Source organism: Martinezella sp. CNPSo 3957 (genome assembly GCF_057784395.1).
The window spans coordinates 466,648-481,306 of sequence record NZ_JBXSOU010000001.1 but is presented as its reverse complement, the minus strand read 5'-3'; the positions used below and the strand labels follow the sequence as shown (position 1 = coordinate 481,306).

The window sequence follows — 14,659 nt, the reverse complement described above, 5'->3', positions numbered from 1 at the left end:
AATAATGTACATATATTGCAGAGCAACAAAGACATTGTCAAATTATTTATTATTTGTTAATCTCAAACTACATTCGATCTCGGCGCGGGACAGCGCCTTTCTAAACATTGCTGACGACATTTCTTTGTTTCTTCCGAATGCGGGGCAAGCTGATGAGGGAAATTAACGTTAGACGTGAGCTCGATTCACTGAGCGATCTGGGGACGCGTCGCCGCAGCGGCACGTCCATTCGTCGGGCAAACAACAGGACTCCAACCTCCAGCACGACCAAGCGTTGTGTTGACGCCACCTTAGCCGGAGTGGCATTGGTTGTATTGGCGCCCATGATTATCATGGTCGTGGCTATTCTTTTGGTAACGCAGGGGCGACCGATCTTCCATGCGCATCGGCGCGTTGGCAAAAATGGGGTCCTATTTCCCTGCCTCAAATTCAGAACGATGGTCAAAAATGGCGAGGAAGTTCTAGCCCAGCATCTTGATGCCAATCCTTCCCTCAGGGCCGAGTGGAACGCGACGCGCAAACTGAAGGACGACCCCCGCGTCACGCAATTCGGCAAACTGCTGCGCAAGAACAGTGTCGATGAAATTCCCCAACTTTTCAACGTGTTACGTGGAGAAATGAGCCTTGTCGGGCCACGGCCGATCGTCACAAGTGAAGCCGAGTTGTATGGAGCACATTTTGCCGACTATATCCGTGTCAGGCCCGGCCTGACGGGCCTTTGGCAGGTCAGCGGCCGTAGCGACACCAGCTATGATACGCGCATCGCACTTGATGTGCGCTATATTGCTGAACAGAGCCTATGGGGCGACGTCGTGATCATGGCCAAGACCATTCCGGCCGTCTTGTCGTCGCGGGGCAGCTACTGATCCGGCTGCCTCGGATGCATATTGCATGCGATTGCATACCAGCTGCGTAAGCTTCCATTTTCGTAAGCCGTAGCTACCAAACGACCCAGTATAGATTTCCAGAACCTCCGCGGCAGTCGACAGGAGGTATAAACTCCTGGCAGGGAAGGGTTAGCTTTGCACGATATTTATCTCACCGACCAATATGCCGAACTGAACCCGACGTGGCACGAGGAAGATTCCCCGTGGAAGGCACATCAGATCGAAGCGATTATTCGCAAAAATCGGCTGAACTTCGACAGCCTTTGCGAAGTCGGCTGCGGTACGGGTGAAATCCTCCTGAATCTGTCGCGCTCCTTTCCAAAGGCACATTTTACCGGCTATGAGATTTCCCCCCACGCCTATCAAAGAGCAAAGACGAAGGAAACCAGTCGCGTTTCCTTTCAATTGAGCGATATACTTGAGGAGAAGGATAGTACTTTTGACGTCGTCGTCATTGCCGACGTGATCGAGCATGTCGAAGACTATATTTCCTTCATCAAGGGACTGCGCTCTTGCGGTCGCTACAAGATCTTCCATATCCCGCTCGACCTTTCCGTACAGTCGGTCCTGCGTGCTTGGCCGATCGCGAATTTGCGCGATAATGTCGGGCATCTACATTATTTCTTCAAGGATACGGCGCTTGCTACCCTGCGGGGCTGCGGCTACTCCGTTATCGACTATGCGTATACTGCAAGCCGCCTGGAATTACCCAATCAGGCTTTCAGCAGTACATTGATGCGGCTGCCGCGCAGGTTGCTTTATTCGATTCATCCGGATTTGGCAGTGCGAATCCTTGGCGGCTACTCTCTCCTCGTTCTTGCAGAGTAGTCATCCATGGCATCAGCGCAAACCCATGCCGGCGCCTGCGATGCGGCAGATTTGCAGCTTCGCCTCGACGTCTCCGCCTCACGGGGCGTCCCGAACCGCAACGCTGCCCAGCGTCGATCTCGTCGCCGCGAGGCTTTGCCATGAGTATCGAGCCGATCGGTATCGCTGCCATTCTATGCGGGCTCTTCTGCCTCTTCCTCGGCGATAGTGCAACCGTCATAGCCCTGGGGGTGGCGGCTGTATTCGGATCGGCAGCGGCAATGTTCGTCGGAGCCGCCAATATTCAGCCCGGCCATGTTATGCTCGGCTTTCTGCTACTGGGTGTCATGACGCGGGAACGCGCAACACGCGAATTTCTCCACGCGTTGAAATTCGGCGAACCTGGCTTCTGGTTCGCCCTCCTTGTCTTTTATGGTGTGCTGAGCGCATACTTTTCGCCGCGGATTCTGTCGGGCGTCACCCAGATCGTACCGCTCGGCACGACAATATTTGACGATAGCCGATCGACGGTTCCTCTTGTTCCTGTTTCGAGCAATCTTACGCAAAGCGTCTACATGGTTGGCAATCTTCTTTGCTACGCGTTGACGGTTGCGATTGCCTCCAATTGGCGCGGCTTTAACGCGGTCTTGACCGGGCTTCTTGCCTATGCCGTTGCCAACACTGCCTTTGCATTTCTTGACGTCGCCACTTATTCCACGGGCACACAAGGCATGCTCGCCTTCATACGAAATGCCCAGTATGTTCTCCATACCGACGATCAGATTGCCGGCGTTAAACGCATCGTTGGATCATTCACCGAAGCCTCTTCCTTTGCACGCTCAACCCTCGGCGTCTTTGCCTTCACCGGCACGCTCTGGCTCTGTGGCCGCCGTCCTTATCTCACTGGTTTTGTCGCCGTGACGTCGCTTATCCTGGTTGTGATGTCAACATCTTCAACCGGCCTGGTAGGCGCACCCGTGATGGGTTTGATCCTTTACCTGACGGCAATTGTCGTCGGAGGGCATAAGAATGCCCGCCGCTTCAGTACCCTGGCGATCGTATTCATACCGACGATTGCGACCGCGGCGGCGCTACTGATCGCGATAGATCCTGAGGTGTCGAAGACCGTATATAATTACATCGACATCATCGCACTCGGCAAATCCACGTCCGACTCCGCCGTTGAGCGGGGCTCCTGGAACATGGCCGCAATCCAGAATGTCGTTGACACCATGGGCGTAGGCGTCGGTCTCGGCACTGCTCGCACCTCGAGCTTTGCCCTTGCCCTTCTCGCAAATGTCGGCATCGCCGGTACGGTTTTCTATCTGCTTTTCGCCTTCGGAGCATTGATCAGGAAGCGTGGAACCCCTGGCAGCCTTACCGCGGATGCGCGGCTGGCGGCCTGCAACGGCTGCTTCGGCCTCCTTATCGGCGATATGCTCGTCAGCCCCGTCATCGATCAGGGCCTATTCTTCTGCATGCTTGCCGGACTGGCGTCGGCCCTGCCGGAACGCAGCAGACAACATATACGCACCGGTCGCCCTATAGGAGTAGTCACCATATGAGCGCTGGCGCCCTTTTTGCGGTCAACGGCCGCTTCCTCGGTCAGAATCCAACAGGCGTGCAGCGTTACGCATCGAATGTGGTGCGCGCGCTCAACACGGCGCTTGCCGCCGCTGATGAACGGGCGGCCATCATTGCCCCTTCCGGGACAACGGATCCGGGGTTCAGTCATATGCCGCTTATGCAATCCGGAGCGCTTTCCGGCCATCCATGGGAACAGATCACCTTGCCGGCTCAATGGCATGGCCGCCTTCTCAACCTCTGCAACACGGCGCCGGCCACCAAGGCTGATCAGATCGTATGCATCCACGACGCCAACGTCTTCACGACGCCGGATAGCTATAGCCGGGCTTTCCGGATCGTCTATCAGACGCTCCAGCCGCTTCTCGTGAAACGCTCGGCTCGCATCGTCACCGTGTCGCATGCAGCGGCACGCCAGATCACGAGGCATCTGCCGATCCGGATCGAAGACATTGCCGTTCTTCCCAATGGTCACGAACATGCATTTGGCTGGAATCCGGCGCTTGCGCAGATTGCGCCGGGCTTCGTCGCCGAAACCTTCGAACGATGCGATCGTCAGTTCATCCTGGCACTCGGATCCAAGGCGCGGCACAAGAACCTTGCCCTGCTCGTTGACGCCGCACCGGGCCTCGATGAGATGGGCATCGATATCGTGATCGCCGGCGGCGATGCAGGAATTTTCGTTCCCGGCGCACTCAAGGAACGGCCGAACGTCCATATGATAGGACGCGTTTCGGATCACGACCTGGCTTACCTACTCGAAAGGGCGCTCTGTCTTGCCTTTCCATCCTTAACGGAAGGCTTCGGTCTGCCGATCGTGGAGGCGATGGCGCGTGGCTGCCCTGTGGTTGCCTCTTACAGTGCAAGCATACCGGAGGTCTGCGGCGACGCCGCCCTGCTTGCCTCGCCGACCGATCCGGCGGCATGGATTCGGCAAATCCGAGCACTGAAGGAATCCCCGGGAATGCGCATCGATCTGATGGGACGGGGATACGACCAGATCAAGAATTTCTCCTGGTCGCAGACAGCCGCCGGCTACATGGAGCTGCTTGCTCAACCCATCGCCCGGCCGAAAACCTATAAGCCTTCCGGAATCGGCACCCCCCATATTGCGGTTATCGTCGCAACGCGGGGACGGCCAGCGACCGTAAACGCGACCGTGCGCCACCTGCTGGCCACGCAGACGTTGAAACCTAAAACAGTCATCGTCTCCTGCATCGATGCCGCGGATGCCGGCAATCTCATCGGTCATCCCGACGTGACCGTCGTGACAGGCCCCGCTGGGTTGACGAAGCAGCGAAATACCGCACTTTTGAACATCCCCGAGGAATGCGAGATCGTCGCTTTTTTCGACGATGATTTCCTGGCAGACGCGAATTGGCTGGCGGCGGCGGCAAGGGCGTTTCGCGATGACAATCAGATCGTGGGCTTCACCGGCCGGGTGCTCGCCGATGGCGTCGGCGGCCCGGGGATTGGCTTCGAGGAAGCTTTGCGTCTTATCGAGGCCGCGCCAACGAGCGACTGGGCCTGGGTAGAGCCCTACAGCCCCTACGGATGCAACATGGCCTTCCGGGCGGAAGCGATCGGCGAAACGCGTTTCGACGAACGTCTTGTCCTTTATGGCTGGCTGGAGGACCGCGACTTTGCTGCAGCCCTTGGCAAGCACGGAGGCCGCTTCGTCAAATGCGCGGAAGCTTTCGGGGTGCATATGGGCGTGAAGAGCGGCCGCGTCAGCGGGGACCGCTTCGGCTATTCGCAGGTGATCAATCCCATTTATATGCTGCGTAAGGGAACAATGACAGGCCCGATGGTTGCCAATCACATCTTCTGCAACATGGCCATGAACTTTTCGCGGGCTGTCTGGCCGGAACCGTTCATCGACAGATGGGGGCGCGCAAAAGGCAATCTCATTGCAATCAAAGATCTCCTTTACGGGCGCCTTGAACCCGAACGAGCGGCAAAATTGCCGACGCAAAGCAACGCAGAACAACTCAAGTCGGAGGTGAGGACTAGATGACGCAAAACGCTCCGTCTCTACTGGAACGGTCGTCACGGCTTTGGCGGTTGGACGAACTGCCCGCGGACAAGACCAGCGAAGGGCCGGTCGCGCTCCTGCGATCGCTGTGCATGCTCGCTCTGCGGCACAAGACGAAGCTCATTCTTTGCACGGCAGTCGGCGTCGGCCTGGCAGCAGCCTATGCGCATTCATTGCCGCGCACTTACACGGCGACGGCCACTGTCTTGCTCGAACCTCGCCACCTCTCTCTGACTTCAAGCCAGGACGCCCAGAATTTCGACCTCAACAGAGCGGACGGCGAGCTTCAAATCATCCGTTCCGAACGTCTGCTCTCGGCCGTCTTCAGCAGCCTCAATCTTGCCAACAACCCGGAGCTTGGCCCGCAGCCGCCAAGCATAAGTGCGTTTGTCATCGGCAACATAACGGGTGCAATAAACTATGTGTGGTCTGCCATAAGCAGCCCTGACGCGGGGAAAGCCCCTCGTTCCGATACCACGTCGGGCACACCGGCAAATAGCTCGGCGGGCGATGCATACCAAGCAGCCTTCTCGAATTTCACACAGCATCTGGACGCGCGCCGTGTCGGTCAATCCTATGTCATCGAGATCAGCTATTCTTCGTCCAATCCGACGCTTTCAGCACGCATCGCGAACGCTACGGTTTCCGCCTACATCCTCCAGGCCGTGAGCTTCAAGGACGAAATGGCCCGGGCGGGAACCGAGGTTCTTCAGTGGCGACTCGACGCGCTGGCGGCCCAGGTTGCCGCCGCGACCGATGCCATGAAGCTGGGAGCCTTGCCTGCGGTACCGACGCCCGACGGCGATGCACGAATTATCGGCGCGGCACTTGTGCCGCTTAGTCCATCGGGGCCACGCGCCACCTTGATTACCATTTTGGGCGGTATTCTCGGCGTACTCTTCGGCTTCTCGATCATCGTTCTCAATATCGCCTTTGATCGCAAGGTTCGCAATGCGAAAGATCTGGCGCGGGATACGGGGGTACCATGTCTCGGAAGCCTGCCGGACCCGGCTGGCCGGGCGAGCACCTTGCGTGGATACAGCAGGAAGTCCTCGGTTGTCGTCAATCAGCCGGGCAGCGCCTATGCCATGGCCATTCACAATCTCAGGACATCCATCGAGATCGCATGCTCGACGATCCGAAGTGAACGAGGACTCATCATCGCGATTACCGGATGGGAGCCGGGCCAGGGCATCTCGAAGATGGGCGTCAGTCTGGCGCAATTCCTCAGCCGAAGCGGCCGGCATGTCACCCTCTTTTATGACGAGGCGGGCCAGCACAACCACAGCAATCGAGAGTCGGATGATCTGCTGATGACATCGCTGGCAGATGCTCTCGTCGACGATATGCGGCCCGAGCAGATATTGCTTTCCAACGGACGCAATGACGGACAAGGCATCGCCCGTTTTCCGATCCATTCGACCAATGCACTAACAAACCTCTATGTCGATTTCCGCGACAGAAGGGCAGGACGGATCGTGGAGACGGCAAGAGCCAGAGGCGACGTACTCCTGGCGTTGCCTCCTGTCGGCAACTCGTCGGATGCGGTGGCGCTGTCTGTCCACGCCGATGCCGTGGTGGTGATTGCCAGCGCCGGCAGGACAACGACCGACCAAGTCAACGATACCTTGCTACAATTGCGACGCGCCGGCGCCAATGTCATCGGCACGGTCATCGATCTGGCAAAGGCATGATGCATGTCAAATCAAGCCGGTAGAACTTGTTTCAAGGCACCCGCTACTATTTCAATAAGATAAATCCCGATGAAACCGCCAAGAATTGCCGTCGTCATCACATGCTGGAATTATGAAACCTATGTGGCGAATGCGATCCGCAGCGTCGTATCGCAGGATTGCGACGAATGCGAACTTGTCGTCATCGATGACGGTTCTACCGATATGTCGTGGGATGTCATTCAACGTGAAGGCGTCGCAGCCTATCGCATTGAAAACAGTGGTCAGAGGGCGGCCGGCCTTTATGGCCTGGAGCGAACGCAGGCACCTTTCGTGCTGTTTCTGGATGCAGACGACGAGCTGGCACCGGGCTCCCTTGCGACCATCCTGTCGGAATTGGACGACGACGTTGCCAAACTTCAATTCTCGCTGACACGGATCGATCACCGCGGAGACACTATCGGCGCCGGCACGACCCTCGAAGGATTTCGAGATCGCCACGTGATTGCAGAGAGCGTGCTGCATACGGGTGTTTATACCAGCCCTCCGACATCGGGAAATGTCTTCAGACGCGACGTCTGCGAATATTTGAGAGAAATGGACTATGATCCGGCAATCGATGGATTGCCGCTCTTCGTCGCCCCTTTCATGGGCGATATCGTCAGCCTGCCGCAAAGGCTTGGGCGCTACCGCATCCACGGCAAAAATTTTTCCGGACTAGGACGCGCGGTCGATCCAGCCCCGTTGCGCCAGGAACTACGCCGCTTTGTTATGAGGATGGAGCACTTGCGCCGAATTCTGGAGCCAACCGGACGCGCAGACGCGCTCGTTCGACCGGAAGAGGCCTATTATTATATCGAGCGCAATTTCTATCTGGCGATCGCGGAAGGCAGGCGCCCCCCGATCAAGTGCTTCCTTTCTCTGCTGCGAAAACTCCAACACCAGCAATACCCGTTGAAGACCAAGGGGACGATTGCGGCATTTTGCCTGCTCACGATGATATTGCCGAACCGGAACGCCCGCCGCGGCCTCGCCTACCGGCTGAACGGCGGCAACCGTTCGACCGTCGGACTTCTGCAGGCTTTGATGTAAGCCATCCTTCACGCGCGGTACAAGCGAAGGATCACCGGCGATCGGCCAATTCGAACCGCCCTTGGCCCGCGATCAGGCGCATGCCGAGCGCCAGCAGCGTACCGACATAGGCTGCCGCGCCGGTTCCCGCAACGAAGGCAAGCTCGAAAACGTGGTTCAAGGCACGCCCGGCCAATGCGTCGCGCAACATGACGACCCATAGGACCATCACCGCGGCGGCAACGCCGATTTTCCAGAGATTCTTCAGCTGGGTCCCTATTCCAAGATCCAGCTGCCGCCGCACCTCACGCAGATAGAACGCGAACATGATGGTTGAAAGGAGCACTCTTGCTGCGCTGACGCCCGTAATCGAGAAAAGATAGAAGCCAATCGATATCAGTGTGATCCGCAGGCACAAATCGATGCTGTTGAGCCGGAAGAGGACATGCGGGCGATCAAGCGCGAGACTGACCGAATACAGCGTCTGGAAGTAAGGTATGGGGATCACGGACAAGGATAGAAGGCTTAGTAAGGGAGCAGCATCTTTCCATTTCTCTCCGAGAAGGAGATCGGTAACGAGATCTGCCGTCAGAAATATTCCAATGCACGCCGGGACGGAAATGAGCATCGCAAACCGAGCCGCCTTTAGAAAGGCCAGACGCATTCGCTGCCGATCCGACGTTATGAGCGAGAATGCAGCCATGACTGGCTGCAGTGCGGGACCAATGAGAGACTGTGTTGGAACAACGGAGACATCGCTGGCAACCGCGTAGCGTCCAAGCGTCGTACTATCGGTCGTCGCACCGATGAGAAAGCGATCGAACTGCCAGTTGAGCGCCGAAATCAGTTGTGCGGAACTAAACCATCCCACGAATCCGGCGAAATCCGAGAGACGCCGCAGCGAAAACGCCGGCCGATATGGTGCAAGCAGATAGGAAACCACCACAGCCGCCACTGAATTGGTGACGAAATTCGCGGCGATTGCCCAATAGCTGCCTCCCGAAAAGACCGTGATCATCGCAATGACAAAGGCGCATAGTTTTCCGCTGAATTCCAGAAGGAAGGTCTGGCGAAAGCCGAGCTCCCGGACGAAATGTACCATCGCCGGACTACAGAAACCCCTGGCAATCGGCCCGATCGCCAGAACGGCAATCAGCGGAGTGAGTTGCGGATTGTGATTGATCAACGAGAAGGGCCAGGCGGCGGCCAGGACGATGAGCGCAATCAGGCCGCTTCTTACGATACTCAGCGTAAAGCCCGTATCGAGGTGGCTCTTGTCGACCATATCGAGCCGAACCATCGCCTGCGTAACAGGCACTTCCAACACCGTATCGACAACCACGACAAGCGACATTGCCAGTGCCGCCAAGCCGAAATCGGCGGGTGTCAGGATACGAGCGAAGAGCAGAAGCGTGCAGAAATCGACGAGGCGGCCGATAAAGCGTGAAACAACGAGCCAACCGGCTCCCTTGAAGGCTTTGAACGCAAGCATGCGATCCTAATGCTCCGTCTGTCTGGGACCCGGCCCGCGACTGCGACGGCGCAACGCATAGACCTGATGTCGAAAGCAGCTCATCGCTGACGACCGCTCCAAGGCTTTGCGAGCCGGAACGATTCCCGTTCCCCATCCGGGATCCGTCGCTCTCCTAGAGAAACCATTACGCGCCATATCACTCATGTACATATCCTTGGCAGCCTCCGTTGTTCAGCGATACAGCCGGGCCGAGACCCCTCGCAGCACATGCGCCATTTCCAGAGCCGCAAGCAGCGGCGGCTTGAAGCGGGGAAAATCACGAGCGATGGCGCCTTCACGCCAAAGATGGGATTTCACCGACATCAGCTTCGCGGCCAGGGCGACTTTCTGCGAATGATTGAGCACTTGAACAAGATCGGAGCGGCCGAAATCTACGGAGCGGGCGCCGACGTCGAGCGCGACAACATCGCTGGGGCTTGGATTGATGATCGCCTGCTTCAGACGAAGCCACGCACGCCCGGCATCCTGCAGAACCTGGCCTCCCGTCTCGACCTGTTCGATATATTGCAGCGCGCCAGTCAGAAGCGGATTTCCGGCCGACGGATCCACCGCGCCGAAGCGGATATCCCCGGCATTGGAGACGACGGCACCCTCCGCTGTCTCACTGAAATGACGAACGGAAGAGAGTGCCGGCTCGAACAGGCTCTCGATGATCTGCCAGTACCGTAGAATGACGGTTTCCGGCTTGAAAGGGTTATAAAGATTCTGCTCGACGACAAGGCCGGCGACCCTGGGAAAATGATCCTCGCTCAGGCCCTTGTAGTTGCACCGGGCAAACTGGATCGTCTCGAAGCGCTGTTGAGGAAACCCCGCAGACAGCAGGCGCTGCGTGCTGCCGTAAAAGCCGGTATCGCAAAGTATGATGCGCTGCGCTCCGGCAGAGATCTGTTCCAGGTGGCGAGCGAAGAGATCGTTCTGCTTGCGGATGTCATCGAGAACGTCTCGCCCAGCATCCGTCTCCAGAAGGGCAAAGAACCGCGCTGGATCGAATATATGGCGCCAGGTATCAGGCAATTCATAGGCACGCCCGCCCAGGGCGCGAGCGACATCTGCAAAGCTTCCACCCTGGAATTCGCGTCCAAGCTCATCCAGGACCGCGGGGCCTCGAAGCACGACCGCCGAGCGCGCGGCCACGAGCCTCGAAATCTGGATATTGTCACGCTTGAGATCGAGGGGAAGCCCCAGCTTCTGCACGACGCGCTCGAACGCCTCGCGGATGCCGATGCCGCCGCGCGCGCAGAAGAGCAGCGCGGTGTCATGCCCAAGTCTGGCCTGCGCAGCATAGAGCCAGATATAGAGGCAAAATTCTGCAACGATCGGCCCGAAGACATCTCGGCCGAACAAGACCTTATCGCTTAGAGTGGGTGGCGGAGGGACGTTCCGCCAAGGCTGCCTCCCCAATCGACTGATCGCCTCGGTCTTTGCGCCGTCCACGCGCGAGGCGTAGCGTTCCAATCGGCTCTTGGGCAGGTGAAGTGTGCGCAACCCCATCGAGGCCGGCATTTGAAAATCGGCGATATCGTCATCGCCTATATGCAAGACGCGAGATGGAGCAACGGACTCGTTCTCGAGCACGGCGGAGAACAATGCGCCATAGCGCTTGCTTGCCTGGGCGTCGGCGCTTGAATAGACGCGATCGATCAAGCCTGGGCCATGAAAATGATTGATCAGCACCGTAAGCTCTGCAGCGGAAAGCGCTGTATCGCTGACTGCGACGATCCGGATTCCCTCCTGGCGAAACTGCCGCAGCAGAGCAGCAAGCCAGGCGTTTGCGCGAAGAGCCGTCTTCTCGACCGAAAGCTCTATGGCGATGCGCTCTCCGACAAGATCGTCCGGCAAGCCAAGCAATTGGAGCTGCCTGCGGATAATGTCGCTCAGTTGAACTTCGCCGACCCCTCCGCCCATGTTGAGCGCGCGATAGGCGAACTTCTGCGCGAGAAGGCGGCACCTGACCAGTTCAGCCTTCTCGACAAACAGTCCCTTTTCTTTCAGGAGGCGGGCAAACCGGGTTTCGCCGGCGGCAATGCGCGAACGCTGCGACGTCCCGCGGCGCAATAGCAGTGTGTCGAATACATCGGTGGAAATCAGGTCGATTTCGCCAAGATTCTTGTAGACATCGTCGAGGCTTGGCCGCAGCACGAGATAACTCCCTCGGCGTTCACCGGAATAGTAATAATCGACACAGTCGTAATTTATTCGCAATCAAACCTGGCGCTCATCAGAAGACGAGCCGATCCGCGGATGATCTAACTACACAAATACGGATATATCAAGTAAAATTGCAATATAGATTGAGTATTCACTCGAATTTTTGTTCCATATAGAACTTACACAGATTTGTGATACACCATTAATGAAGTGAGTTCGGAACACTTTTCGACTTAAACTTTCAATAAGCAAAATTTAATCTAGTGCATGAAAAGCCGCAGCAGGGGACGCTTCCATGAACGATGCGGGTCATTATGTCGCCAACGATGTTATCGCCGAAGTAGAGAGATTTGATGCCATAGTGCTAGGGGCGGGCATTTCTGGGCTGGTCTCCGCCTCGGTCCTCCAAAAGCAGGGCTATCAGCGTATCCTGATCGTCGATACCTACGGCCATGTCGGGGGCAATCACATCGACTGGTCGCATGGAGGATATACATTCGATATCGGCAGCTTGATCTTTCAGGACGACTCCCCGTTGCTTGCCCATTTTCCGGAATTGCTGCCACTCTATGTTCCGATCGAACCGACATGGGCGCGCTTGAACCCTCAGGGAATGATCACTGCCTATCCGATTTCGGTACGCGATGACATTTTCAGCGCCGGCGTCGCTGAAGTAGTCCGAATTTTCTCCTCGGTCATTTTCGCGCGGCTCTTTCAGCGAAAGATGCATAATGCGAAAGAATTTGCCCGCTATTGGATCGGGAGCCGCCTGCTGCATCGCTCCGGCCTGGAATCCTACATGAAGCGTTTCTATGGAGCTGCCGTCGAAAGCATAGACATCGATCTCGCCCGCAAGCGGATGCTCTGGATCAGCGAACATGCCTCCTTGAAAAATCAGATCGCGCGGGCATTCAGACGCAGTCACAAAGGGCCGAAAAACCGGCAGATGGCTCGCCCGAAGGAAGGTTTTCAATTCCTCTACCGGGCTGCAGTCGAACGGTTGGAGCGGCGTGGCGCGGAATTTCATTTGGCAGCGGACATGCAGACGATCCGCAAGGTTCACGATCAGCTCCACCTGCAACTACAAGACAGGGTCGTGGCGTCGCATCGCGTTATCTCAACCATACCCATTCATATGGCCGAAAAGCTGTGTGGCCTCGATTCCGGCCGGAAGCTTGAGACGATCACCCTCATCTCCCTCTATTTCAGCTTTTCCGGCAATCGCGGCTTTTCGCAACCGATCATCTATAATTTCTCGCATCAAGGCGCCTGGAAGCGCCTGACGATGTACTCCGATTTCTACGGTCGGGTCGATGATCGCGATTATTTTACAGTCGAGGTCATCGGCAACCAGATTGGCTGCTCGATAGAACGCGCCGAGAGCGACTTCAGGGATCATGTTCACGCCAACGGCCTTTTTGAGGGTGATCTCAAATTGGAAGGCAGCGACATGCTCGGAGAAGCATATCCCATCTATAGCAAGGGTGCTGCTGCCCATGCTGCCCAAGCAATGCAACAACTCCTTGCGTTCGGTCTCGAATCCTTAGGTCGCCAGGGTGGCTTCAACTATCAGCCAACAGCACGGGCTTCAACGGTGGAAGCAGAAGCAGCACTGCAAAGGCCAATACCATAAGCATTGACAACAGCGCTCCGGTATAATTGGAAATACCATTCGAGATAGCAGCGAATTCCATAATATAAATACGATGCTTTATCATTGCCATGCCGGGACAGCTAAAGCATACTACGTCAGCATCCTCGATATATCGTGTTTATGTTTATCACACTTATATAAGGTGCATTCATGCGGATCCTGCATATACTGAATCACACGAACAGGCTGAATGGACATGTCCATGCAGCAGTCGATCTGGCATGTGCACAGGCCCAATTGGGACATGACGTATGTATTGCAAGCGGCGGCGGTGACTTCGACCCGCTGCTACACAAGAATAATGTCGCAACCGCAATGGTTGACCACCAGCGAAAGCCGGTCAATCTTTTGAAATCATCCTTCGCCTTGCGCAAGCACGTCCATGCATGGCAGCCCGATATCGTCCATGCCCATATGATGACAAGCGCAGTTCTGGCATGGCCGATTTGCAGGTTGTCGGGCACTCCGCTCATCACCACCGTTCACAATGAATTCGAAAAGAGCGCGATCTTGATGGGCCTTGGAAACCGCGTCATCGCAGTCAGCGAGGCCGTGCGCGCTTCCATGCTCAGGCGGGGCATACCGTCATCGAAGCTTTGTGTGGTCCTTAACGGGACGATCGGCTCGGTCCGCTCCGAAGGCCGCAGCAGAACGCCGGTCGATCTGCCATCTCCGAGCATCCTTTTCGTCGGCGGCCTACATCCGAGGAAAGGCCTGCCCGATCTCTTTGAGGCCTTTCGCCTGGCGCATGCACAGCATCCCGAGGCCAGACTTGTTATCGTCGGAGAAGGCCCCTTCCAGACCAACTACATGGAAATGGTGGCAAAGATGGAGTGCGCTTCGGCCGTCGCCTTCCTGGGCGCCAAGGAGGATCCATTCCCCTGGATGGCGGCGGCGGATATTTTTGTGTTGCCGTCACATGCCGATCCGGCTCCGCTGGTTCTCTCCGAAGCCCGCGAGGCAGGATGCGCGGTTATAGGCAGCAAAGTGGACGGGATCCCGCAGCTCCTGGAATACGGGGCGGCAGGAATACTGGTGCCGCCGCACGATCCACCCGCTTTGGCAGCCGTGCTCTGCGAACTGCTTGGAGAACCCGCCCGAATGCAGGAGTGGAAGGACAAGAGCCAAGTTCATCTCGACCGCCTGACGATCAGCCGCGTTGCCCATGAGACGCTTGATATCTATGGCAGCGCTCTTGCAGCCGGCTCGAAGAACGCAGCCGTCGCCGCGTAACTTAAACCGTCAGGGACGATGCAATCGATCGAG

10 protein-coding genes are annotated in these 14,659 nt (G+C 57.0%); 8 read left to right on the top strand and 2 right to left on the bottom strand.

Annotation, left to right across the window (positions count from 1 at the left end; all coding sequences use genetic code 11):
- Positions 1 to 152 precede the first annotated feature (152 nt).
- The 6 genes from AC13QE_RS02235 to AC13QE_RS02210 all read left to right on the top strand — a co-directional run bounded on the left by AC13QE_RS02235 (position 153) and on the right by AC13QE_RS02210 (position 8,078).
- Positions 153 to 866 carry a sugar transferase gene (locus tag AC13QE_RS02235; RefSeq protein ID WP_132717764.1) on the top strand — a complete coding sequence of 238 codons (714 nt, stop codon included), beginning with the start codon at positions 153 to 155 and terminating at the stop codon, positions 864 to 866.
- A gap of 156 nt (positions 867 to 1,022) precedes the next feature.
- Positions 1,023 to 1,715, top strand: a complete 693-nt coding sequence (locus tag AC13QE_RS02230) for a class I SAM-dependent methyltransferase (RefSeq protein ID WP_015342459.1) — start codon at positions 1,023 to 1,025, stop codon at positions 1,713 to 1,715.
- Positions 1,716 to 1,855: 140 nt separating this feature from the next.
- Entirely contained in the window at positions 1,856 to 3,259 is a 1,404-nt protein-coding gene (locus AC13QE_RS02225) for a hypothetical protein (RefSeq protein WP_488482391.1), read from the top strand.
- Complete coding sequence (locus AC13QE_RS02220) at positions 3,256 to 5,295, top strand: glycosyltransferase (RefSeq protein ID WP_488482390.1); 2,040 nt, start codon at positions 3,256 to 3,258, stop codon at positions 5,293 to 5,295. The genes AC13QE_RS02225 and AC13QE_RS02220 overlap by 4 nt, the downstream gene beginning before the upstream one ends.
- On the top strand, positions 5,292 to 7,007 hold the full coding sequence (locus AC13QE_RS02215) for a Wzz/FepE/Etk N-terminal domain-containing protein (protein WP_488482389.1): 1,716 nt from the start codon (positions 5,292 to 5,294) through the stop codon (positions 7,005 to 7,007). The genes AC13QE_RS02220 and AC13QE_RS02215 overlap by 4 nt, the downstream gene beginning before the upstream one ends.
- A 69-nt stretch (positions 7,008 to 7,076) precedes the next feature.
- Positions 7,077 to 8,078, top strand: a complete 1,002-nt coding sequence (locus AC13QE_RS02210) for a glycosyltransferase family 2 protein (protein WP_488482388.1) — start codon at positions 7,077 to 7,079, stop codon at positions 8,076 to 8,078.
- A gap of 31 nt (positions 8,079 to 8,109) precedes the next feature.
- On the opposite strand, the gene AC13QE_RS02205 is transcribed toward AC13QE_RS02210, so the two are convergent.
- Together AC13QE_RS02205 and AC13QE_RS02200 are read right to left on the bottom strand one after the other, a co-directional pair.
- Positions 8,110 to 9,549 (bottom strand): lipopolysaccharide biosynthesis protein, encoded by a 1,440-nt coding sequence (locus AC13QE_RS02205; RefSeq protein ID WP_488482387.1) that lies wholly within the window; start codon positions 9,547 to 9,549, stop codon positions 8,110 to 8,112.
- A 213-nt stretch (positions 9,550 to 9,762) separates the two neighbouring features.
- Positions 9,763 to 11,730: a hydrolase gene (locus AC13QE_RS02200; RefSeq protein WP_488482386.1), complete on the bottom strand. Its 1,968-nt coding sequence runs from the start codon at positions 11,728 to 11,730 to the stop codon at positions 9,763 to 9,765.
- A 304-nt stretch (positions 11,731 to 12,034) separates the two neighbouring features.
- On the opposite strand from AC13QE_RS02200, the gene AC13QE_RS02195 reads away from it, so the two are divergent.
- Together AC13QE_RS02195 and AC13QE_RS02190 are read left to right on the top strand one after the other, a co-directional pair.
- The gene (locus tag AC13QE_RS02195) at positions 12,035 to 13,372 is read left to right on the top strand and encodes an NAD(P)-binding protein (protein ID WP_488482385.1); all 1,338 of its coding nucleotides are present in this window, start codon (positions 12,035 to 12,037) and stop codon (positions 13,370 to 13,372) included.
- A 171-nt stretch (positions 13,373 to 13,543) separates the two neighbouring features.
- Entirely contained in the window at positions 13,544 to 14,626 is a 1,083-nt protein-coding gene (locus tag AC13QE_RS02190; RefSeq protein ID WP_132717756.1) for a glycosyltransferase family 4 protein, read from the top strand.
- Positions 14,627 to 14,659 lie beyond the last annotated feature (33 nt).

What these genes read in the sequence shown, in the direction of transcription:
- AC13QE_RS02235 (WP_132717764.1), top strand. Translation starts at nt 153, where the DNA reads ATGAGGGAAATTAACGTTAGACGTGAGCTCGATTCACTGAGCGATCTG.
- AC13QE_RS02225 (WP_488482391.1), top strand. Translation starts at nt 1,856, where the DNA reads ATGAGTATCGAGCCGATCGGTATCGCTGCCATTCTATGCGGGCTCTTC.
- AC13QE_RS02220 (WP_488482390.1), top strand. Translation starts at nt 3,256, where the DNA reads ATGAGCGCTGGCGCCCTTTTTGCGGTCAACGGCCGCTTCCTCGGTCAG.
- AC13QE_RS02215 (WP_488482389.1), top strand. Translation starts at nt 5,292, where the DNA reads ATGACGCAAAACGCTCCGTCTCTACTGGAACGGTCGTCACGGCTTTGG.
- AC13QE_RS02210 (WP_488482388.1), top strand. Translation starts at nt 7,077, where the DNA reads ATGAAACCGCCAAGAATTGCCGTCGTCATCACATGCTGGAATTATGAA.
- AC13QE_RS02205 (WP_488482387.1), bottom strand. Translation starts at nt 9,549, where the DNA reads ATGCTTGCGTTCAAAGCCTTCAAGGGAGCCGGTTGGCTCGTTGTTTCA.
- AC13QE_RS02195 (WP_488482385.1), top strand. Translation starts at nt 12,035, where the DNA reads ATGAACGATGCGGGTCATTATGTCGCCAACGATGTTATCGCCGAAGTA.
- AC13QE_RS02190 (WP_132717756.1), top strand. Translation starts at nt 13,544, where the DNA reads ATGCGGATCCTGCATATACTGAATCACACGAACAGGCTGAATGGACAT.